Below are 21678 nucleotides of genomic sequence, written 5' to 3'. Positions count from 1 at the left end.
AGGAAAAAAATTATGCCAAAAATTACAACGAGAGAGCTTGCTGAAAAATTGAATTTAGAAGTAATAAGTGGTGAAAAAGGATTAGATAGAGAAATTACAACAGACGAGTTATCTCGTCCAGCATTGCAACTTGCAGGGTATTTTTCTCACTATTCACCAAAAAGAATTCAAATTCTTGGGACAAGCGAATTATCATTCTTTAAATTAATTCCGGATGTTGAGAAAAAATCAAGAATGCGTATGTTATGTACGCGAGTAACTCCATGTATTATCATATCTAGAGAATTAGAAGTTCCAGAGGAACTAATAGAAGCTGCAAATAAGTACGATACACCAGTATTAAGATGTAGACAAGATACTACGAAATTGATGGGGAATATTTCCAATCACCTTCGAAGAGTATTTGCACCTACAACATCAGTTCATGGAGTATTTGTTGAGGTTTATGGTATTGGAGTTTTATTAACAGGAGAGAGTGGAATTGGTAAGAGTGAAATAGCGTTAGAATTAATCAAACGTGGTCACCGTCTAGTAGCTGATGATAGGGTTGATATAAGAGAGATAGAAAAAGGATTCTTAATCGGAAGTTGCGAATCTACTTTAATTAAGCATTTATTAGAAATTCGTGGACTAGGTATTATCAATGTAATGACTTTATTTGGTACTGGGGCAGTACGTAGTGATAAAAGATTACAGCTTAACATTCATCTGGAAACATGGAATGAACAAAAACTATACGATCGAATCGGTTTAGGAGACGAAAGCAGAGAAATTTTAAATTCAAAAATTGAGAAGAAAACAATACCTGTCCGACCAGGACGAAATGTAGCAATCATTATAGAATCTGCGGCTATGAATTACAGATTAAATCAAATGGGAATCAACACAGCTAAAGATTTTACATCACGATTAGCAGAAGAAATAAAAAGAAAAAATATGAATAATGGGGTGGAATAATATGACATTAGGTTACTTAGATCCGATAGCTTTTCACTTATTTACAAAACCAGTTTATTGGTATGGAATTATTATTGCAACGACAGTATTTTTTGCATATTACCTTGCGGATATGGAAGCTACAAAACGTGGTTTAAAAAAAGATACTATGCTTGATTTATTACTAATAGCTTTACCTATAGCATTTATATTTGCGCGTGCATATTACGTAATATTTAGATGGGAATTTTACAAAGGCGACTTTGCTAGTATGATAGCCATTTGGGATGGTGGAATAGCGATATACGGTGGTTTAATTGGTGGATTTGTAGTGTTATACTTCTTTGCAAGAACAAGAGGGATAAAAATTATTAAACTTTTAGATATAATAGCACCAAGTTTATTAGTAGGACAGATGTTAGGACGTTGGGGGAACTTTTTCAACCATGAGGCTTACGGTGAAGCAGTCAGTCAACAATATCTGCAAGATAGATTTATTCCAAACTTTATTATAGAAAATATGTATATTGACGGCGCTTATCGTCAACCAACATTCCTATATGAAAGTTTATGGTGTTTCATCGCACTTGTGATACTTCTATTAATTAGAAATAAACTAGCACAAAGTGAGGTTTTCGCTGCATACTTAATCTTGTATGGAGTAGAGAGATTTATCGTTGAAGGAATGAGAACAGATTCTCTTTATTTAGGAAGTCTTAGAGTTTCTCAAGTCCTTTCACTAGTATTTGTTATAGGAAGTTTGATATACTTAGTAGTGCTTAATACAAAATATAAAGATAAAAAGATTTTGTATAGAGAATCATAAAAAAGAAGGTGGAAAATATGTCAGAAAAAATTTATGACTTAATTATCGTTGGAGCGGGTCCAGCAGGTATGACAGCTTCAATCTATGCATCACGTGCAAATATGTCAGTATTGATGCTAGAAAGAAAATATCCAGGGGGTCAAATGTTATCAACTGAAGAAATTGAAAACTATACTGGATATGAAATGATTACAGGACCTGAACTATCAGAAAAAATGTTCGAACACTCTAAAAAATTCGGTACAGAATTTGGTTTTGGAAACATAACAGAAGTTGGAGTTAGAGACGGACTTAAATATGTAGTTGCTGGTGAAAAAGAATACGTAGCGAAATCAATCATAATTGCAACAGGATCAGAACACAAAAATCTTGATGTTCCTGGCGAAGAACAGTTTTCAGGAAAAGGTGTAAGTTACTGTGCAGTTTGTGATGGTGCATTCTTTAGAAATAAAGAAGTAGTAGTTATTGGTGGAGGAGATTCAGCTGTAGAAGAAGCTTTATACTTATCTAACTTAGCTGCTAAAGTAACTATCGTTCACAGGCGTGATGAACTACGTGCCCAAAAAATTCTACAAGACAGAGCGTTCGCTAAAGAAAATATCGAATTCGTTTGGGATAGTGTTGCTTACGAAATTAAAGGTGAAAGAAAAGTTTCTTCAATCGAAATCAGAAATGTTAAAACTGGCGAAGAAAGTTCAATTAAAGCTGATGGAGTATTCATCTATGTTGGTATGTTACCACAAACTCAAGATTTCAGAGATTTAGGAATTACTAATGAAGCTGGATATATCCCAACTAATGAAAAATTAGAAACTTCAGTATCAGGTATTTTTGCAGCTGGAGATGTACGTGAAAAAGAAATCCGTCAAGTAATCACAGCAGCATCTGATGGAGCTATAGCTGCACAAAGTGCTTATAGCTTTGTAGAAGGTTTAGAATAATAAACACTAAAAAAGAATGATAGATTTAATAAAAAAAGAAAAACCACTGAGTAGAGAAAACTCAGTGGTTTTTGTCTATACTAATAAATTTAATTATTTGTTATATTTTTTAGCTAAGTAAGGCATGATTACTCCTAATGAAAGAAGGATTATAGGTGTTACTATGTTCATAACTGTTTGGAAAGTACTTTCTGGAGTGTACATACCAGAAATACAAGCAAACGCTGTCAAGAAGAAACACCAAGCTCCAAGTCCCATACCTACATATTTGTTTTTAACAAATTTGTATTCAGATTGGAATTTTTCAGCTGATTTTTTCAAGAAGATATATGCTGCGAATACCCATAGATAACGTAATGGCATTGTAACAGCGTTAAGTTTAACTAACCATCTGAATAAATCATTAACTTCTTTAATTCCAAACATTGGGATAATTAGTAAGATAGAAACGATAACTCCAACAAGTTTTAAGCCGTTAACGTATACATCGTTTTCGTTCTTAACTAATAATTTCTTAGGAATGTATCTTTCATCAGCACTACTTAATAACATACGAAGTGGTGCGTCGATAGAAATAATAACAACAGAAACTTGTCCGATTAAATCAACGATTGCATAGATAACTAAGAATAAGTTACCAACACCGTAGTAGTTACCTAAAGTTTGGAAAGCATAGTAAGTTCCGTTTGTAAGTAAGTCTTTAGGAATATTATTTGTATCGAACATTAATGCTAGAGCAAAAGTCCCAAGAATCGCAGTTGTACAAACCATAACTACTAGAGCAATCATTCCACGAGGAAAGTCTTTAGAAGGATTTTTCATCTTATTAACATAAGGCGAAATCTTCTCACAACCTCCAACCGCAAATACTAAAATTGCGATTGATGTAATATACTTAACATCAAATGTCGGCATGAAAGTATCTAATGACCAATCGATGTCGAAAGTTTTAGCACCAGTAATAGATGGTGCAGTAATAGCCATAACTACAAATAATAATGACATAATAAACATTGAAGATCCGGCTAACATCGCCATTTTCTTAATTAAGTTTACTCCACGAGTTGCTAAGAACAAAGCAACTAAGAAGATAATTAAAGAAGCGATTTGTAAGTATGTGATATCCATTTTACTAATACGGTTATCACGAAATACAGTCCAACTAAATGCAGCGATAATACGTGATGGTTTTTGAGAAATATAAGGCATGTGAACTACCCACATTGTCCATCCAGTATAATAAGCAAGTAGTTTTCCGTGTGTAGAACTTATCCAAGAACTAACACCACCACCGGCATCTTTAAAAGTAGATCCTAGCTCACCAACGATTAATGAATACGGAATAAAGTAAATTACGAAAATCAAAATCCAAGAAACTATAGATTTTAATCCACCGAACTCAGAGTATCCATTAACAACATTTCCAAACGCCCAAACCGTAGAAAATGCCATGAAGGCTAGAGTGTACCAAAATATTTTTTTTGCATCCCTCTCCATTGAGAACCTCCTAAATTATAAAATATACTAATAACTGCATAATTGCATTACTAAAATACTAGCATAGTCTAAGTAAATATTCAAGTAAAAATAAAATAAATTAAATTAAAATTTTTTTATTTGATAAAATAATACCTTATTTTTATAAAAATTATAAATTTAACACAGTGCCAATCAAAAAGACTTAGATTTTAAAAAGTTTATACGATAACTTCTAGTTGTAGTAGTTTATAGATATCTAGATTTATTATATAAAAACTTTCAGACAACGTATAAACTATATGATGGAGATTAGAGAAGATCGATTTGTACGAAATTATAATTTTTCGATTGTTGCATAGAAACTTAAATTGCAAATATCACATGTAAATTTACATTATAAAAATATATTTGTATAATACTGATATTTTAAAGTAAATTATTAGTTTACAAAAGTGGACATTACTTGAAATACAAATAGTTTTGCTTTATAATAACAATGTTAAGAGAAAGTTTTTTATTGAGGAGTGATAAAAGATTGAGAAAAAAACAACGAACATTAACTAGGTTGATGTTAATAATGACAAGTCTAGTTGTTATTTCTTTATTAGTTACTTCCTTTTTTGTAAGAGAATATATAAAAAAACGTGAAGACGAAATTATTCGTCAAAAAATATATTCAACTGCTAAGCTTATAGCCAATGACACAAGTGTTAAAGATGATATAAAGAATCATAGGAGAACAAAAGGAATACAAGAATTTGCTAATAGAGTAATGGAAGAATCTGGTACGGACTTTGTTGTTATAGTCGATGATACCTTTACTAGATATACTCATCCAAAAGATGAGTTTATTGGCGAAAAGTTTTCTAATATTGAAGATGTAAGTTCAACATTCACAATTGGAGATCATTATAGTAAGCAAAGTGGTCAATTAGGAGAAGGACTAAGATTTTTTACAGCGATTAAAGATGAAGATGGAGAAAATATAGGAGTCGTATGTGTAGGATATACTAAAGAAACTGTAAAAAAACAATTAGAACATTCGCAAGAAAAAATATTGTTTGCATTATTGATAGCAATGACATTTGCTATCACAATAGCGGTAATGTATAATCGTCGATTAAAGCGTATTTTATTAAACTATGAACCAGAAGAGATTGCATACAATTATATTGAAAAAAACTTAATCTCAGACCATGTCTCTGAGGGTATTGTAGGAATAAATGTAGATAAAAAAATTATTGTAAAAAACAATAGTGCAAATCAAATTTTAGATAAAGCAGGGTACACTAAGATTAAAAAAGGTGAACAAATTTCTGATGAAATGTATGAAATTTTCTTTAAGCGAGTATTAGAAGATAATAAGACGAGTAGAGATGAATCAATTGTATTAAACCATATTGAAGTATTAATCAATAGGAATGCGATATATCAAGATGGTAAATTATATGGAGCTGTAGTCACACTACGTGACCAAAGTGAAATGAAAAAATTAATTACAGAATTAAGTGGTACCGAGAAGTATAATGATAGTCTACGTGAACAAAGTCATCATTTCATGAATAAACTTCATGTTCTACATGGGTTAATAGAAATGAAGTCGTATGATGAAGTTGAGAAATTTATCACATACTTGAAAGATGATTATCATGAAAAAATAGGATATATTTCTGAGAATATTAAGGTGCCGGCAATAGCGGGATTCTTACTTGCTAAAGTCAGAGAAGCTAAACAAAAAAATATATCGTTATTAATCGATCCAGACTCGAAGATTCTGAATAAGGAAGGTTTAGATGAAATCTTCAATGAACTTTTAATTATCCTAGGTGTTCTTATAGATAATTCGATGGAATCTATAGGAAACAAAGAGGATGGAAAAATTGTTGTTTATTTATATCTAAATATAGAAGAAAATATATTACTATGTAAAGTATATGACAATGGATGTGGAATTAATAAGGAAATATTAGAGAGTATATTTGAAAGAGGATATTCAACAAAAGGAGAAAATAGAGGTTATGGACTAAATGCCGTTGATACAATAGTGAAAAAATACAACGGTTTAATAGATGTGGAAAGTGAAGTTGGCAAAACCCAATTTACAATAGAGATACCAATCGAGGAGGAACAATAATTGAGAGTATTAATAATAGAAGACGATCCAATGGTAGCGATGATACATAAAGAATATTTTAAAAGAAAAGAATTAACTGATGACCTTAACCATGTTACATCATTAGAGGCTGCAAAAGATTATCTAAAAAAAAATAAAGTTGATTTAATAGTTTTAGATAATTATCTAACTGACGGTCAAGGTGTTGAATTCTTACCAGAATTAAAGGGGTATCCAATCATTATGATAACAGCAGCAAATGATGTACAAACAGTAGAAGCTGCATTATCTAACGGAGTGGTGGATTATTTAGTAAAACCTTTTACCTATGAAAGATTTTCACAAGCCATTGATAAAGTTCAAGATTATGTTAACCTACTATCAAAAGAAAAAATTAATCAAGATTTAATCGATGATTACTTAAACTCTGGTAGAGTAGACGAAGAGGAAGATAGTTTACCTAAAGGTCTATCAAGAATAACATTGAAAAAGGTTATAGAGGCTATTCAACAACAAAATACAGGATTCACAACACAACAAATAGCTGATATATTAGATATTTCTAGAATTACAATTAGAAAATACTTAAATCACTTAGTCAATATAAATGTCCTAAGTGAAGATGCAGAATACTATACTTCAGGAAGACCTGTATCAGTATTTACAGTTGAATCAGAAAGTAAATTAGAAAAATTATTATAAAAATTTTTATCGTATCATCACTAACATAATACAAAAATTCAAATTCGGGGCATGGAAATAATCCATACCCCGAATTTAGTATATTATATATAGATAAAGTTCTTGATTCTTTATAAAATATTATAGGTAATCAAGAACTTTAAATGTATTATTTAGTTACTACGAATGAATACCATCCGTTATCAGAAGTTTCTTCAACAAGTTTGAAACCACGTTCTAACATTTTTTCAAGAAGCTCGTCTTTCTTCTCTTCGATAATACCAGAAGTAATGTAGTAACCACCATCTTCTAATAAGTTATACGCATCATCAATCATAAGCTCGATGATATGAGCAAGAATGTTCGCTACGATAATGTTGTATTTTTTAGTTTCTTTTGTAAGAAGACTAGCTTGATCAACTTCGATTCTTTTCTCAAGATTATTTAATGCGAAGTTCTCAAAAGAAACATCAACAGCAAGCTTATCTAAGTCAACAGCTTTAATATTACCATCAGTTAAATAACTAGCCGCTATACTTAAAATACCACTACCACAACCAACATCGATAACATTATCAGTTCTTTGAACATATTTCTCAAGGTTTTTAATACATAGAGAAGTAGTCTCGTGACCTCCAGTACCAAAAGCCATACCAGGATCAATGTTTATAATATATTTATCTTCAGTATTTTCATATTCACGCCATGTAGGTACAATAACGAATTTTTCACCGATATTAAGAATATCGAAATAATCTTTCCAAGAATTTTCCCAATCGCTATCTTGAATAATAGTAGTTTCAATCTTGAAGAAATCTCCAATGTTGATATTTTCACCTAAAGCAAGAAGCTCAGCTTCAAAACGCTTGAAAGTTTCTTCATCAAAATTTAGCTCATTAATGTATCCTTTAACGATAACTCCGACTTCAGGATAATCAGCAGGACTAAGCTCAACGATAGTACCGAAATCATCATGTAAGTTCTCCTCAAGAGTAGTAGGATCTTCGATAGCAACCCCAGTTGAACCATAATCAAGAAGAATAGACTCAATTATTTCACTAGCTTCATTAGTAGTATGAATTGTAATTTCAACCCAATTTTCCATTTTATACCTCACAAATATTTTATTTTTACATATTAACTAGAGTATTCTAGTAATCTACATACCTACACATATTATACTATTTTCAATATTTAAGCAACTAAAAAGGTGAGGTAGTCCTTAATATTTCGAGTGTAGAATACACGGGGAAATATTAGCACAGTAAAATTATTCTAAAAATTGTAGAGAAATATAAAATTAGAAAATATGTATGGTAAGGACGTAGTGGCTTATCTCTATGGCTGAGGCTTAAAGTCATTTTTATAAATATTTTTTAAAAAAGAAGTTGACATATTTAAAATTCGATGTTAAACTTATACTTGTATCAGATACGAGAACAAGTTAAAAAGTTGAATAAAGACAGTTAAAGGAGAAAAATATGGATACAAAATTTTCAGTAGCATTACACATACTAATATATATTTCAGAAACAGATAAAGTAGTTTCTTCGGAGCTACTAGCTAAAAGTGTTAACACAAATAGTAGTCACATAAGAAAAATTTTGGCAGTGTTAAAAAAAGGTGGACTAATAGAAAGTCAACAAGGAAAAACTGGAATAACATTGGCAAAAGAGCCTAAAGACATTACATTATCAGAAATTTATCAAATCATTTATCCTGATAAATACTTAGTAAATATCCATGAAGGTGCTAATAAAGAATGCCCAGTTGGTTTAAATATCGAAAACTTATTACAGCCAGTATTTAATGAAGCACAAGAAGCTTTTTATAAAAAACTTGAAAGTAAAACATTAGAAAAATTAATTAAAGAATTATACATAATAGGAGAAAAATAAACAATGAAAGCAGCTGTACACACAAAATATAATAAAAATAATATAGAACTTGAAATTAGAGAAGTAGCAGTACCTACAATAAATGAAAATGAAGTGTTGGTAAAAGTTACAGCAGCTGGAGTAAACCCACTAGATAACATGATTTCACGCGGAGAAGTAAAGATTATCGTACCTTATACACTTCCGCAAGTAGCAGGTAATGAGGTAGTGGGGATTATTGAACAAAAAGGAAGTAATGTAGCTAATTTTGAAATTGGTGATAGAGTATTTTCTAGATTACCATTAGATAAAATTGGAGCTTTTGCTGAATATGTAGCTATTAACCAAGATGCAATCGCTAAAGTACCAGATTATTTAACTGATGAAGAAGCAGCAGCTGTTCCATTAACAGCATTAACAATTATGCAAGCTTTAGAACTTATGGGGGCAGAATCAGAAAAAACAATCTTCATCTCAGGTGGAACAGGTGGAGTAGGAGGCATGGCTATTCCTATCGCTAAAGCAAAAGGTCTGACAGTAATCACTAATGGTAGTGTAGAAAACAAAGAACGTGTTGAAAAATTAGGTGTTGATCAATTCATCGACTATAAAACAACAGATTACACTAAAGTATTAAAAGATGTTGATTATGTGCTAGATACTTTAGGAGGAGCAGAAACAGAAAAACAAATGACTATTATGAAGTCAGGTGGTAAATTAGTGTCGCTAAGAGCTATGCCAAATGGAAGTTTCGCTAAACGTATGAACCTAGCTTGGTGGAAACAATTCATCTTAGGCTTAGCTGGAAGAAAATTCGATAAAATGGCAAATAAATATGGAGTATCATATGACTTCATTTTCGTAGAATCAAATGTCAAACAATTACAAGAAGTAGCTGACATTTTCACAAAATTAGAAATTAAACCATCTGTAGATACTGTATTTGACTTTAAAGATGTAAATAAAGCATTAGATAAAGTAGCAAATGGACGTTCAAGAGGGAAAACAGTTTTAAGTTTTAAATAATATAAAAATATAGAAATAACAAGAGAAGGGAGCGACTAGAAAATTATGGTTTCTTAGTAATCAATTTTTCAAGTCGCTCTTATTATCTCAAAATATCAACAAACACAATAAAGTTAGGAGACAATCATGTCATATATAAATAAAAGAAATGAATACATTAATGTTAATGGATTAAAAATAGCATATAGAGAAATTAATAAAGGTAAATCAGAAAAACCATTAGTGATGTTAGTACACTTAGCGGCAACAATGGATAATTGGGATCCAAGATTTATCGACCTAGTAGCAGAAAAACATCATATTATTTTATTAGACCTACCAGGTGTTGGAGGAAGTGAAGGAAAAGTAGCTACAACAATTCCAGAGATGGCACAACAAACAATAGATATTATTAAGGAATTAGGTTATAACAAAATAAACCTACTTGGATTGTCAATGGGTGGAATGATAGCCCAAGAAGTAACAAGATTAAATAATGACTTAGTAGAAAAATTAATATTAGTAGGAACAGGACCAAGAGATGGCGAAGGAATCGAAACTGTAACTAGTACTACTTTTAAATTCATGCTAAAAGCAGGATTAAATAGGGTAGATCCTAAGAGATTTATCTTCTATAATCACGATGAAAAAGGAAAAATTGAAGCGAATAAAGTACTAGATAGATTAGCTAGTCGTAGTAAAGATAATGCAGATGTTGAAATGAAAGTACCAGGCTTTTTAAGACAATTAAAAGCGATCAAACGTTGGAGTATTGTAGGATATGATGATTTAAAATTTATTACGCAACCTACACTAATCGTAAATGGTGATAAAGACTTAATGGTTCCTACAGTTAACTCATATAATATGCATCAAAAAAATAGAAAATAGCAAATTAATAATTTATCCAAACGCAGCACACGGATCATTATTCCAATACGCAGATGAATTTTCAAAAGAGTTAATAGAATTTTTAGGAGAATAAGAAACCAAACTAATTAAAGTAGCTTGTTAGAAAGTAATTATACTTAAGACACACAGTTTATCAGCCGTAAAACCTAGAAGAACAAAGTAGCATTTTAAAGAAGGGGTGGTTCGAAAGTCGATTTTGTCGAGTTGCTCTAACTAATAAAAATAACAAACACATATTCAGCATAGGTCGATTAGAAAATTCAATTATAAAAATTAATGATTTTTCACTCGTTCTAACATTTTTTACAAAATCCTTGACAATAACGGTCGTTTAGTATAATATAGACTAAGTAAACCGTAATATAAAATATTAGTAGAGAGACTTTTATTTCATGTTTTTTTAGAAGAGAGTTTAATCCAGAGGCTGAAAGATTAAATAATAATGATTGAAATAAGCAACACTCTTTATAAAACCGAATATAAATTGAAAGGTATCAGGAAACTGATATGAATTCGGGTGGCACCACGAAACTAGTAATCGTCCCATGTAGTTAAATGACTATATGGGGCGTTTTTTTATTTCAAATTATAAGAGGTTATAACTAATATTAGTAGTTAAAATAGACAAAAATATGGAGGAACTTATGACAACAATTACAAAAGAACAAGTAGCTCACATCGCTCATCTTTCTAGATTAGAAATCCAAGAAAGTGAAGTAGATGGGTACATCGAAAAATTAGAAAAAGTTGTAGATTTATTCAACACAATCAACAGCGCACCAACAGAAAATGTAAAACCAACTTATCACGTTCTAGACTTAGTTAATGTATTTAGAGAAGACGTAGCTCATGAAGGAATGGATAGAGAAGAAGTTCTTAAAAACTCTAAAGAAACTGAAGCAGGACAATTCAAAGTACCTACTATTATTGAATAAAATAAGGAGATAATTTAATGAGTTTATTACATGAATCAATTGAAAGTTTAGAACTTAAACTTAAAAATAAAGAAATTAAACCAAGTGATTTAGTAAAAGAATCACTAGACAGAATTAAAGCTACTGATGAAAAAGTAGGTTCATTCATTACAGTAACTGAAGAAGTAGCATTAAAACAAGCTGAAGCTTTAGACCGTGCTCAAGAAGAAGGACGTGCTGAAGGTAAATTATTCGGTATTCCAATGGGAATCAAAGATAACATTGTTACAAAAGATATTCAAACAACTTGTGCATCAAAAATCTTAGAAGGATTTAATCCAATTTATGATGCAACAGTAATGAACAAACTTAACAAAGAAAATCCAATCCTTTTAGGAAAATTAAACATGGACGAGTTCGCAATGGGTGGTTCTACAGAAACATCTTACTACAAACTTACTCGTAACCCTCATGATTTAGATGCAGTAGCAGGAGGATCAAGTGGTGGTTCAGCTACAGCAGTAGCAGCAGGACAAGTTAGCTTTACTCTAGGAAGTGACACAGGTGGTTCTGTACGTCAACCAGCTTCTTACTGTGGTGTAGTTGGATTAAAACCAACATACGGTCGTGTATCTCGTTTTGGATTAGTAGCGTTCGCTTCATCATTAGACCAAATCGGACCAATGACTCGTACAGTAAAAGATAACGCTCGTGTATTAGAAATCATCTCAGGATTAGATGCTAACGATATGACTAGTGCACCTGTAGAAGTACCAGAATTCAGCAAAATCATCACTGGAGACATCAAAGGTAAGAAAATCGCTCTTCCTAAAGAATACTTCGGTGCTGGAATTGACGAAGAAGTTAAACAAGCAGTACTCGAAGGTGTTAAATACTTAGAAAGCCAAGGAGCTATTGTAGAAGAAGTAAGTCTTCCAAACACAGACTACGCTATTTCAACTTACTACATCATCGCTTCTGCTGAAGCAAGTTCAAACCTTTCTCGTTTCGATGGTATTCGTTACGGATACAGAAGTCCAAACGCAACAAACCTTGAAGAAATCTACAAAAAAACACGTGGAGAAGGATTTGGAGCTGAGGTTAAACGCCGTATCATGTTAGGAACATACGTACTATCTTCAGGATACTACGATGCATACTACAAAAAAGCACAACAAGTTCGTACATTAATTAAACAAGACTTTGATAGAGTATTCGAAGAATACGATGTAATCATCGGACCAACTGCTCCAACAGTAGCATTCAACATTGGAGAAGAAGTAGGAGATCCAATTAAAATCTACGCTAACGATATCTTAACAATCCCAGTAAATATGGCTGGATTACCAGGTATCAGTATTCCATGTGGATTCAAAGGTAACCGTCCAATCGGTATGCAAATTATTGCAAAACCATTCGCAGAATCTACACTATACGATGTAGCGTACAACTTCGAACAACACTACAACTTACACGATAAAAAAATAGAATTATAATAGGAGAAAAAAGATGCATTTTGAAACAGTAATTGGACTAGAAGTCCATGTAGAATTAAAAACAGATTCAAAAATATTCTCACCATCTCCAGCTCACTTTGGTGCAGAACCAAACACTAACACAAACGTTATCGACTTAGGATACCCAGGGGTACTTCCAGTAGTAAACAAAAGAGCGGTAGAATGGGGAATGAAAGCAGCAATGGCGCTTAACATGACAGTAGCTCGCGAGTCAAAATTCGATAGAAAAAACTACTTCTATCCAGATAACCCGAAAGCATACCAAATCTCACAATTTGACCAACCAATCGGGGAAAACGGATGGATCGATATCGAAGTTAACGGAGAAACTAAACGTATCGGTATTACACGTGCTCACCTTGAAGAAGATGCAGGTAAATTAACTCACAAAAATGGTTATTCACTAGTTGACCTTAACCGTCAAGGTACACCACTTATCGAGATCGTATCTGAGCCAGATATCAGAACTCCAGAAGAAGCATATGCTTACTTAGAAAAATTACGTTCAATCATTCAATACATTGAAGTATCTGACGTTAAGATGGAAGAAGGATCAATGCGTTGTGACGCGAATATCTCTATCCGTCCTTACGGTCAAGATGAATTCGGTACAAAAACAGAGCTTAAAAACTTAAACTCATTCACTTTCGTTAAAAAAGGTTTAGAGTACGAAGAAAAACGTCAAGAACAAGTTATCCTTTCAGGTGGAGTAATCAACCAAGAAACTCGTCGTTTCGATGAAACAACAGGAACAACTAAACTTATGCGTGTTAAAGAAGGTTCAGACGATTACCGTTACTTCCCAGAGCCAGATATCGTACCTATGATTATTTCTGATGAATGGATGGAAGAAGTAAGAAAAACTATTCCAGAACTTCCAGATGCTCGTCAAAGAAGATACCAAGAAGAACTTGGATTACCAGCATACGATGCACACGTACTTACATTAACTAAAGAAATGTCAGACATGTTCGAACAAACTGTAGCTTTAGGAGCAGATCCAAAATTAGCTTCTAACTACTTAATGGTAGATGTGAATGCATACTTAAACAAAGTTCAACAAGAGCTTAAAGACACAGCATTAACTGCAGAAGGTTTAGCAGGAATGATTAAATTAATCACTGATGGAACAATCTCAAGTAAAATCGCTAAAAAAGTATTCGCAGAACTTATCGAACACGGTGGAGATGCTGCACAAATCGTTAAAGAAAAAGGTCTTGTACAAGTATCAGATAGTGGACAATTATTAGCTTGGGTTAACGAAGCATTAGATAACAATCCAAAATCTATCGAAGACTACAAAAACGGTCGTGACCGTGCGATTGGTTTCCTAGTAGGTCAAATCATGAAAGCCTCAAAAGGACAAGCCAACCCACAAATGATCAATAAAATGTTATTAGAAGAAATCGCAAAACGATAATAACGAAAATAAAAAACGAACTCGAAACAAGGAGTAATCTTTGTTTCGAGTTTTTTAGTGTTTAAAACGTAGAAAAGTTTCTTATGTATTGCAAAGAACATAATTGTTATATATAATAAATATTACGGAAATAAAACAAGAAATAAAATTTATTGAGTTAAACAATATACATTTACTATATAATGTTAAAATTAAATCTGTTAACGTGTAATTATTGAAAAATAACTTATGGGAGGAAAATGAAATGACTGAAGATCCGTTTAAAGAATATTTAATACAATCAGAACCTTCTAAAAGAGAAAAAGGTTATGCATGGCAGACAGCAATAGGTTTGCAGGAAGTTGATGGTTTAACTCCATCTCAATATTTAATTAATACAGCAATGCGAAACATAGAAGGTGAAATAACACTAGAAGAAGCCGATATACTGCTTCATTCATATTATGAAGAAAATCCAGAATTAAATAAAGAAAGTCGTGTAGAAGAAGCTGATAAAGTGTCTGTTCGAATAGCTAGAATCTTATCAGAAGAAGCTTTTACCTTTTCCCCAACGGAATATTTAGCTATTCATAGGAAGTTATTTGAAGGAATATATAAACATGCAGGGATAATCAGAACTTATAATATTACAAAAAAAGAATGGGTCTTAGACGGAGAAACAGTAATATACGGAAGTGCAAGTGAATTAGTTAGAACCCTAGAGTATGACCTTGAGCGAGAGAAAAAATTCCAGTATAATGGTTTATCAACGAATGAAATAATAAAACACTTATCAGAATTTATCTCAAGACTATGGCAGATCCATGTTTTTGAAGAAGGGAATACAAGAACAACAGCTGTATTTTTTATCAAATATCTAAGAACATTAGGTTTTGATGTAACAAATGATATATTCGCTGATAACTCTTGGTATTTTAGAAATGCATTAGTTAGAGCGAACTACAGAAATTTAAAGAAAGAAATCTATTCAACATTTGAATTTGTAGAGTTATTTTTAAGAAATTTACTACTAGATGAAAGTACACCATTAAAAAATAGAGAATTACATATCAATTGGATAAAAGAAGATAGAGAGATTTCAACATATAATTATAATGATAAACTAGAAAACTTCTCTGATAAAAATAAGGAATATATTAAGAACCTTTATGATAAATTCAATTTTGATTCTGTATTTGGAAGAAAAGAAGTGATGGAAGTTACAAAACTAAAAACATCAAGAGCATCAGAAATAATAAAAGAGACGCTAGTACACGAACTTATTGAAAAAGTAGAGGGTTATGGAAAAGGAAAATATAAATTTAGAATAGAGCCAAATTTATAGAACTCACAAAATGATAAAAATATACGAACTCGAAATAAGGGGAAATCTTTGTTTTGAGTTTTTATATTAATTTATGAAACTGGACATTCGTAAATAAAAAAGTGGACATTGGGGAATAAAACTGGACATTCGTAGATGAAAAAAAGTGGACATTGGTGAGTAAGACTGGACATTCACAGATGAAAATAGCGGACAATGGAGAGTATAACTGGATTTTCATGGTTAAATGAGGAATAAAAGTGGACTTTGATACGTGCGTAGTAAATTATAATACTAAATAAAGATGTACCCAAAAATAGATTATTTAATCAAATTTTGAGTACATCTTTTTTATATTTAATTTTAATTATTTACTCTTCACAAACTCAACAATTTTAGAAATAGCCTTTGTTGCTTCTGGTATTGGGAAGGCAGGGTATACGTGGTTTAAGTTTTCCCCGACAACAAAAGTGGTTTCTACACTTGCTTCTTTTAGTTTGTTTGCTAGAAGTCCTGCGTCAGGATATAAAAGTTCGCGTGTACCAGAGAATAGAAGTACCTGAGGTAAACCTCTCATATCACCATATAATGGAGAAACTTTCCAATCTGATAAGTCTGCATCACCAGCCCAAGCTTTAGCATCAGCTAGTAAAGTGTCGACATGTAGTAAAGGATCTTTTTTGATATATTTTTGAATATCAGGATTCGACATAGTTAAATCAACCCACGGACTTAGTAGGATAAGACCTTTAGGTAGTTTAATACTATTTCGAATAAAGTCTTGAACTAATCCTAGAGCTAAGCCACCACCAGCACTATCTCCCATAATATAGATATCTTTATCTGGATTTTCAGCAATGTAGTATGTATATAATTTTGTTAGTAGTTCATAGCTATCTTTATAAGTATAGAATGGAGCTAGTCCGTAATCAGGAATAATAACTTCAGCATCAGTTTCTTGAGCAATTTTATCAGCCATCTCCCATTGAATATCTACGAATTCATGAACATAAGAACCACCATGAATATAGAAAATAGTAGAGTTAGAACCATTTACACTATTTAAATGCCAAACCTGTCTATCAGAAACAATCCTAGTATAGAATTTTGACTTAGTATCAAAATCATACACATTTACAGTTTCTTCATTCTTATCTTCTTTTTGTTTTTCTAGTCTTTTAGTTTCATCTATATCTCTTAGTTTCTTATATTTATTACCAAGGTATAACTCGATTAAACCAGCTTTAGCACTACGTTTATAACGTAATTTCTGATACCCTGCATAGCTACCTACTAATGCAGGTAATGTTGCGGCAATTGAAGCTACTGAAACAACTTTTTTATTAAATTTTCCCATTTTAATCTCCTCTTATTTACATAAATGTAAGTGTTTTATTTATTTACAATTATAGTTTATCAGAAAATAAAGTGATTGTAAAAATAAAAATCTGAAGAAAAGAAATAAGGAAAAAAGGAAAGTTGGAAGTGAACTTCCAATTATAGGTGAAAAAGAAAAAAAGTTGGAAGTGAACTTCCAATTAAGGGTAAAAATGGCAAAAGTTGGAAGTGAACTTCCAATTAAGGGTAAAAATGGCAAAAGTTGGAAGTCCACTTCCAATTAATGAAGAAATATGGTATGATAATGGTAATATGATAATCAAGTTAATGAAAGGAGAAAAAAATGTATATAAGAGATAATTATTTAAGTGAATTAATTTCGTTCAAAGATACAGATTTTATAAAAGTTATCACTGGAGTTAGGCGTTCAGGGAAATCGGTCTTATTAAAACAATATAGTAATTATTTATATGAACAAGGAATAAATAAAGAAAATGTAATTTATATAAATCTAGAAGCATTTGAGTATCAACATATAAAAAGTACTGAAGAATTCTCAGAGCTTCTAAAAGAGTTATTACCAAATAATGGAAAAAAAGTATATTTATTAATAGATGAAGTTCAATTTGTTGATGGTTGGCAAAAAGTAATTAATGGTTTAAGAGTTAGTTTTGATATAGATATAGTAATAACTGGATCAAATGCAAAACTGTTATCGGGTGAATTAGCTACCTTACTTAGTGGAAGATATGTAGAAATAGAAATATATCCATTTTCATTTAGAGAGTATTTAGAAATAAATAACATTGACATTAATTCTAGAATTGTAGATTCTGCGTATAAAGATTATGAAAAATATGGAGGATTCCCAGGAGTTGTATTGTCACCTGAAGCCATAAAGACAACTATTTTATCAGGAATTTATGATTCGATATTATTAAACGATATAGCAATAAGAGGATCTGTGAAAGATACGTTAGTTTTAAAGAGAGTGGTTGCATTTTTAGCTGATAATGTAGGTCAATTAATAAATCCTACAAAAATATCAAATATGCTAAAACAAGAAAAATTATCAATATCTAATCATACAGTAAATAGATATCTAGAATTATTACAAGATGCCTATCTATTTTATGAAGCTAAGCAGTATGATATTAGAGGTAAAGGGTATTTAAAACAAAACTCTAAATATTTCATAGCTGATAATGGACTTAGAAACTATGCTGTTAGTCATAAAGATGGTAATTTAGGAAATCGATTAGAAAATATCGTATATTTAGAACTTCTGAGACGAGGATATAAAGTTGATATAGTTAGATTAGATGATAAAGAAATAGACTTTATCGCTAAAAGAGATGGGGTAATTGAATACTATCAAGTAGCATATCAAATTCCAAATAATTCACATGAAACTGATAATCTATTAATGATAAAAGATAATTATAAAAAAATAGTAATTACAGGTCGATATAAAGGAACAGACCATATTGATGGTATAGCAATTAAATATATTGTCGATTGGTTAATTGAGGAAGAATAATATCTAAAATTTTTGAATTAAAGTGTAAATAAAAAATAAAACTCAAAATTCAGTTGTGGAATTTTGAGTTTTATTTTGGATATCCTTTTTAAAAATTTACTAGTCACTTATTACTATCTAATTAAATAGTAATTATTGATAAAAGCATTAACTATGTCACGAAGTTGATCTGATGATAGTCTTTTTATAGATGGAACAGCAGTAATAGCTAATTCAACTAAACTATCGATATGATTTGTTGTAAAATCTTCTTGATTAATATTTTCTGTATTTTTCGAGAATAAAATAAACAGTTTACCAATATCCTCATGTTCTACACCTTTTGTATCACATGCTAAATGAAATGAAGGTTCTTCATTAAATCTATCTTTTAAATATTCATTCACTTCATATAAAGCTGATTTAATAGTGAAGTGACTAGAGATAAAATTGGGACTTTCAACATATTTTGCTTGTTTCACTTCAAAAGGTATTCCACCTTCATTAACAGCTTTTGTAAGGAACATGCTAATGGCAGTTTCTAGATTCAATCCAAGACTAAAGAATAAATCTTCAGAATCATTTTTTAATTTATCATTAATGGTTAAAACAATTTTCGATTCACTCATTTTTTAAACTCTCCTTAGTTAATACATTAATTTTATCGTAGAATAGTTAATTTTTTAAGAGAACTTTATACGAAAAAGTTAATTTCAAGAATATATCTATGAATAAAGAAAAGTTGTAAAGAAATATAAGAATTACTAGTAAATATGTTATAATAGAATGTGAGAAAATTAGGATTGAGAGGATCTTTATGAAATTAGAATTATTACAAAAAGCGATAGAAGAAAACTACACCGCATTATCGGAAGTTAATAACGCAGCATATAGTTTAGAGCCAGTATCAGAAGAAAGATTGGTAGAAATCGCAAAAGATGTAAATGAACAGTTAGGATATGAACTGTATGATAAACTAGATAAAGAAAGTTTAGTAGCAGACTTCTCAACTACATCAAGAGAAATGTTTAAATATACTCTAGATAAATCAAAATTCTTAAATGATAGACTAGAAAAAGCGTTAGTCGAACATTGTGACGATATATTAGTAGATGTAGTAAAAGCACACGAGAACTTCGATTCAATGGAAACATATGAATTATACACACTAGCATTCGAAGTAAATGAAAAACTAGGATATAGATTATTCAGAGATATCTATTCATACAGCTTAAAACGTGACTTCGAGAGAGTAGCAAAAGCAGTAGAAACATATAAAAAAGAAGGAAAAATCACGAAGTTTATTAAGTAGGAAGTTTGATAGGGGTACTAAGTTAATCTTTAAAGTATAAGTCAGTAACTTAATCATTGAATAATAAAGTATAAAATATTAAATATTATTATTTAAAAGAGGATTCCGATTTTATAATGGTAACTCGAAAATATTGATTACAAAAAACATCTTTCTCAGTCAAAGCAAAGATGGTTATTTTTTGTTTTATTAGTATATAAAATTGTACTAGTTAAATTGTAATATTATAATAAATTAATTTAAATATAATAATTATTGATTTGGAGCAATTAATAGTAATATATAAAGAGGAATAAAATGATTTTAAAATTATTATTTTTACACAAAAATAAAAATATAGATATTGAAGAATTAAAGAATGATTTTAGTAGTGTATTTAAAATCAAGAATAATGAATTTTTTTATAGGGATATAAATTATAAGTTCGATATAGTAAAAGCTCAAGAAAGTAATAATATTGTTTTTAGTATATCTACTACTAAAAGTGGAAATAATCTAGAAAATGCAATACTAATTGAAGATATTAAAAATGCTGTAAAAAAAGGAGAACATAGGAAAAATTATCGAATTATAACAATATATGATGATTCATCAAGATATTTTTGTGATAAAGCAACTGTAATTATTTCTAAGTTTGAAAGGGTTCTTCGTCAGTTTATATATTTGACAGTTATTCAAGCGTATGAAGGAAAGTGGGTTGAGAAAACCATAAGTAAAGAAATTGAAAAATCACATAAAGAGAAAGGTATTAATCAAAAACATTATATAGAGAATGCATTAGAAGAATTCTCATTCTTTGATTATATTAATTATTTATTTAATGAAAGTGAAGAATGGAGTAATGAAGAAGTAATAGAAACATGTAAAGTTGAAATAAAAAAACAAAATCCAAATATTAATCGTATAAAAGAAATCTTAGAAAAATCTGTTAAAAGATCTTTGTGGGATAGGCTATTTTATAATTATAATATTAAACTTGAGAAAGAGGATTTAGAAATAATTCGATTAAGTAGAAACAAAGTAATGCATAATAAAGATTTTTCGAGTAGTGAGTTTAACTCAATCAAAATACTATTAAAAAAACTGACTAAGGCATTAGAGAAAGAAATTATAAATATAAACGAAGAGAAATATAAAGAAAATACAAATGTAACAGCTGTTTATACTTCATTCAGAGATGCACTATTAAATGCCATAGAAACAAGTGATATATTTAATAGATTATCTGAGAACATAAATAATATTAATTTAGGATTAAGAGAAGTAGTATTATCAGAGAATCAAAAAGAATTAATAAGTCTTCGTAAATATCAAGAAGAAATAATTAAACAACACAATCAAATTATAAAAAATATAATAAATAATTATACAAGTAATTATAATTTTAGTAGTAATATTAGCAAAATTATTGCCAACTTAGGAGATATATCTGAGATTTTGAAAAATGCCAAACCTAAATTAAATATTCCAACTAATCATATTAATGAATTAATTAAAAATTTAGGAAATAGTTCAGAAATATATAGTAAAGAAATTTTAAAAAATAAAGGAAATAATGAATAAGTATTTTATTTATATTAAGTAA

Annotated in this window: 19 protein-coding genes; 15 read left to right on the top strand and 4 right to left on the bottom strand. The window is 30.4% G+C overall.

Going from position 1 to position 21678, the window contains the following annotated elements; all coding sequences use genetic code 11:
* Positions 1-12: 12 nt before the first annotated feature.
* The 3 genes from hprK to trxB are packed head-to-tail and all read left to right on the top strand — an operon-like array spanning position 13 to position 2703.
* The gene (gene hprK, locus RWQ74_RS02450) at positions 13-957 is read left to right on the top strand and encodes an HPr(Ser) kinase/phosphatase (RefSeq protein WP_314396477.1); all 945 of its coding nucleotides are present in this window, start codon (positions 13-15) and stop codon (positions 955-957) included.
* Position 958: 1 nt separating this feature from the next.
* Positions 959-1762, top strand: coding sequence for a prolipoprotein diacylglyceryl transferase (lgt, locus tag RWQ74_RS02445; RefSeq protein ID WP_314396474.1), 804 nt, complete (start codon positions 959-961; stop codon positions 1760-1762).
* A 17-nt stretch (positions 1763-1779) separates the two neighbouring features.
* A complete protein-coding gene (gene trxB, locus RWQ74_RS02440) occupies positions 1780-2703 on the top strand; it encodes a thioredoxin-disulfide reductase (protein ID WP_314396473.1) in 924 nt (307 codons plus the stop codon).
* Between the two features lie 93 nt (positions 2704-2796).
* Here trxB and RWQ74_RS02435 read toward each other — a convergent pair whose 3' ends face one another.
* Positions 2797-4200, bottom strand: coding sequence for an amino acid permease (locus RWQ74_RS02435; RefSeq protein WP_314396472.1), 1404 nt, complete (start codon positions 4198-4200; stop codon positions 2797-2799).
* Positions 4201-4717: 517 nt separating this feature from the next.
* On the opposite strand from RWQ74_RS02435, the gene RWQ74_RS02430 reads away from it, so the two are divergent.
* Together RWQ74_RS02430 and RWQ74_RS02425 are read left to right on the top strand one after the other, a co-directional pair.
* Entirely contained in the window at positions 4718-6316 is a 1599-nt protein-coding gene (locus RWQ74_RS02430) for a sensor histidine kinase (RefSeq protein WP_314396470.1), read from the top strand.
* Positions 6317-6997 carry a response regulator gene (locus tag RWQ74_RS02425; RefSeq protein ID WP_314396468.1) on the top strand — a complete coding sequence of 227 codons (681 nt, stop codon included), beginning with the start codon at positions 6317-6319 and terminating at the stop codon, positions 6995-6997.
* 148 nt (positions 6998-7145) lie between these two features.
* On the opposite strand, the gene prmA is transcribed toward RWQ74_RS02425, so the two are convergent.
* Complete coding sequence (gene prmA / locus RWQ74_RS02420) at positions 7146-8081, bottom strand: 50S ribosomal protein L11 methyltransferase (RefSeq protein ID WP_314396465.1); 936 nt, start codon at positions 8079-8081, stop codon at positions 7146-7148.
* Positions 8082-8457: 376 nt separating this feature from the next.
* Between prmA and RWQ74_RS02415 the strand changes: the two genes are divergently transcribed.
* The 7 genes from RWQ74_RS02415 to RWQ74_RS02385 all read left to right on the top strand — a co-directional run bounded on the left by RWQ74_RS02415 (position 8458) and on the right by RWQ74_RS02385 (position 15945).
* Complete coding sequence (locus RWQ74_RS02415; protein WP_048802964.1) at positions 8458-8874, top strand: Rrf2 family transcriptional regulator; 417 nt, start codon at positions 8458-8460, stop codon at positions 8872-8874.
* A gap of 3 nt (positions 8875-8877) precedes the next feature.
* Complete coding sequence (locus RWQ74_RS02410; RefSeq protein ID WP_314396462.1) at positions 8878-9879, top strand: NADP-dependent oxidoreductase; 1002 nt, start codon at positions 8878-8880, stop codon at positions 9877-9879.
* A 126-nt stretch (positions 9880-10005) separates the two neighbouring features.
* Positions 10006-10749, top strand: coding sequence for an alpha/beta hydrolase (locus RWQ74_RS02405; RefSeq protein WP_314396461.1), 744 nt, complete (start codon positions 10006-10008; stop codon positions 10747-10749).
* Positions 10750-11414: 665 nt separating this feature from the next.
* Positions 11415-11705 carry an Asp-tRNA(Asn)/Glu-tRNA(Gln) amidotransferase subunit GatC gene (gene gatC / locus RWQ74_RS02400; RefSeq protein ID WP_314396459.1) on the top strand — a complete coding sequence of 97 codons (291 nt, stop codon included), beginning with the start codon at positions 11415-11417 and terminating at the stop codon, positions 11703-11705.
* Between the two features lie 17 nt (positions 11706-11722).
* Positions 11723-13180, top strand: a complete 1458-nt coding sequence (gene gatA, locus RWQ74_RS02395; protein ID WP_314396457.1) for an Asp-tRNA(Asn)/Glu-tRNA(Gln) amidotransferase subunit GatA — start codon at positions 11723-11725, stop codon at positions 13178-13180.
* Between the two features lie 13 nt (positions 13181-13193).
* Positions 13194-14621, top strand: a complete 1428-nt coding sequence (gene gatB / locus RWQ74_RS02390; protein ID WP_274459084.1) for an Asp-tRNA(Asn)/Glu-tRNA(Gln) amidotransferase subunit GatB — start codon at positions 13194-13196, stop codon at positions 14619-14621.
* A gap of 244 nt (positions 14622-14865) precedes the next feature.
* Complete coding sequence (locus tag RWQ74_RS02385) at positions 14866-15945, top strand: Fic family protein (RefSeq protein ID WP_314396454.1); 1080 nt, start codon at positions 14866-14868, stop codon at positions 15943-15945.
* Between the two features lie 346 nt (positions 15946-16291).
* On the opposite strand, the gene RWQ74_RS02380 is transcribed toward RWQ74_RS02385, so the two are convergent.
* Positions 16292-17281: an alpha/beta hydrolase gene (locus RWQ74_RS02380; protein ID WP_314396452.1), complete on the bottom strand. Its 990-nt coding sequence runs from the start codon at positions 17279-17281 to the stop codon at positions 16292-16294.
* Positions 17282-17605: 324 nt separating this feature from the next.
* Between RWQ74_RS02380 and RWQ74_RS02375 the strand changes: the two genes are divergently transcribed.
* Positions 17606-18802, top strand: a complete 1197-nt coding sequence (locus RWQ74_RS02375; protein ID WP_314396449.1) for an ATP-binding protein — start codon at positions 17606-17608, stop codon at positions 18800-18802.
* A gap of 113 nt (positions 18803-18915) precedes the next feature.
* Here the strand turns inward: RWQ74_RS02375 and RWQ74_RS02370 are convergent, their stop codons facing one another.
* The gene (locus RWQ74_RS02370) at positions 18916-19410 is read right to left on the bottom strand and encodes a type II toxin-antitoxin system RelB/DinJ family antitoxin (RefSeq protein ID WP_314396447.1); all 495 of its coding nucleotides are present in this window, start codon (positions 19408-19410) and stop codon (positions 18916-18918) included.
* Between the two features lie 188 nt (positions 19411-19598).
* Here RWQ74_RS02370 and RWQ74_RS02365 point away from each other — a divergent pair, with 188 nt between their 5' ends.
* Positions 19599-20093, top strand: coding sequence for a hypothetical protein (locus RWQ74_RS02365; protein ID WP_314396445.1), 495 nt, complete (start codon positions 19599-19601; stop codon positions 20091-20093).
* A 297-nt stretch (positions 20094-20390) separates the two neighbouring features.
* On the top strand, positions 20391-21656 hold the full coding sequence (locus tag RWQ74_RS02360; RefSeq protein WP_314396443.1) for a hypothetical protein: 1266 nt from the start codon (positions 20391-20393) through the stop codon (positions 21654-21656).
* Positions 21657-21678: the final 22 nt, after the last annotated feature.

This window comes from uncultured Gemella sp. (assembly GCF_963525165.1).
Taxonomy (GTDB): Bacteria; Bacillota; Bacilli; order Staphylococcales; family Gemellaceae; genus Gemella.
This window is presented reverse-complemented; position numbering and strand designations above follow the sequence as displayed.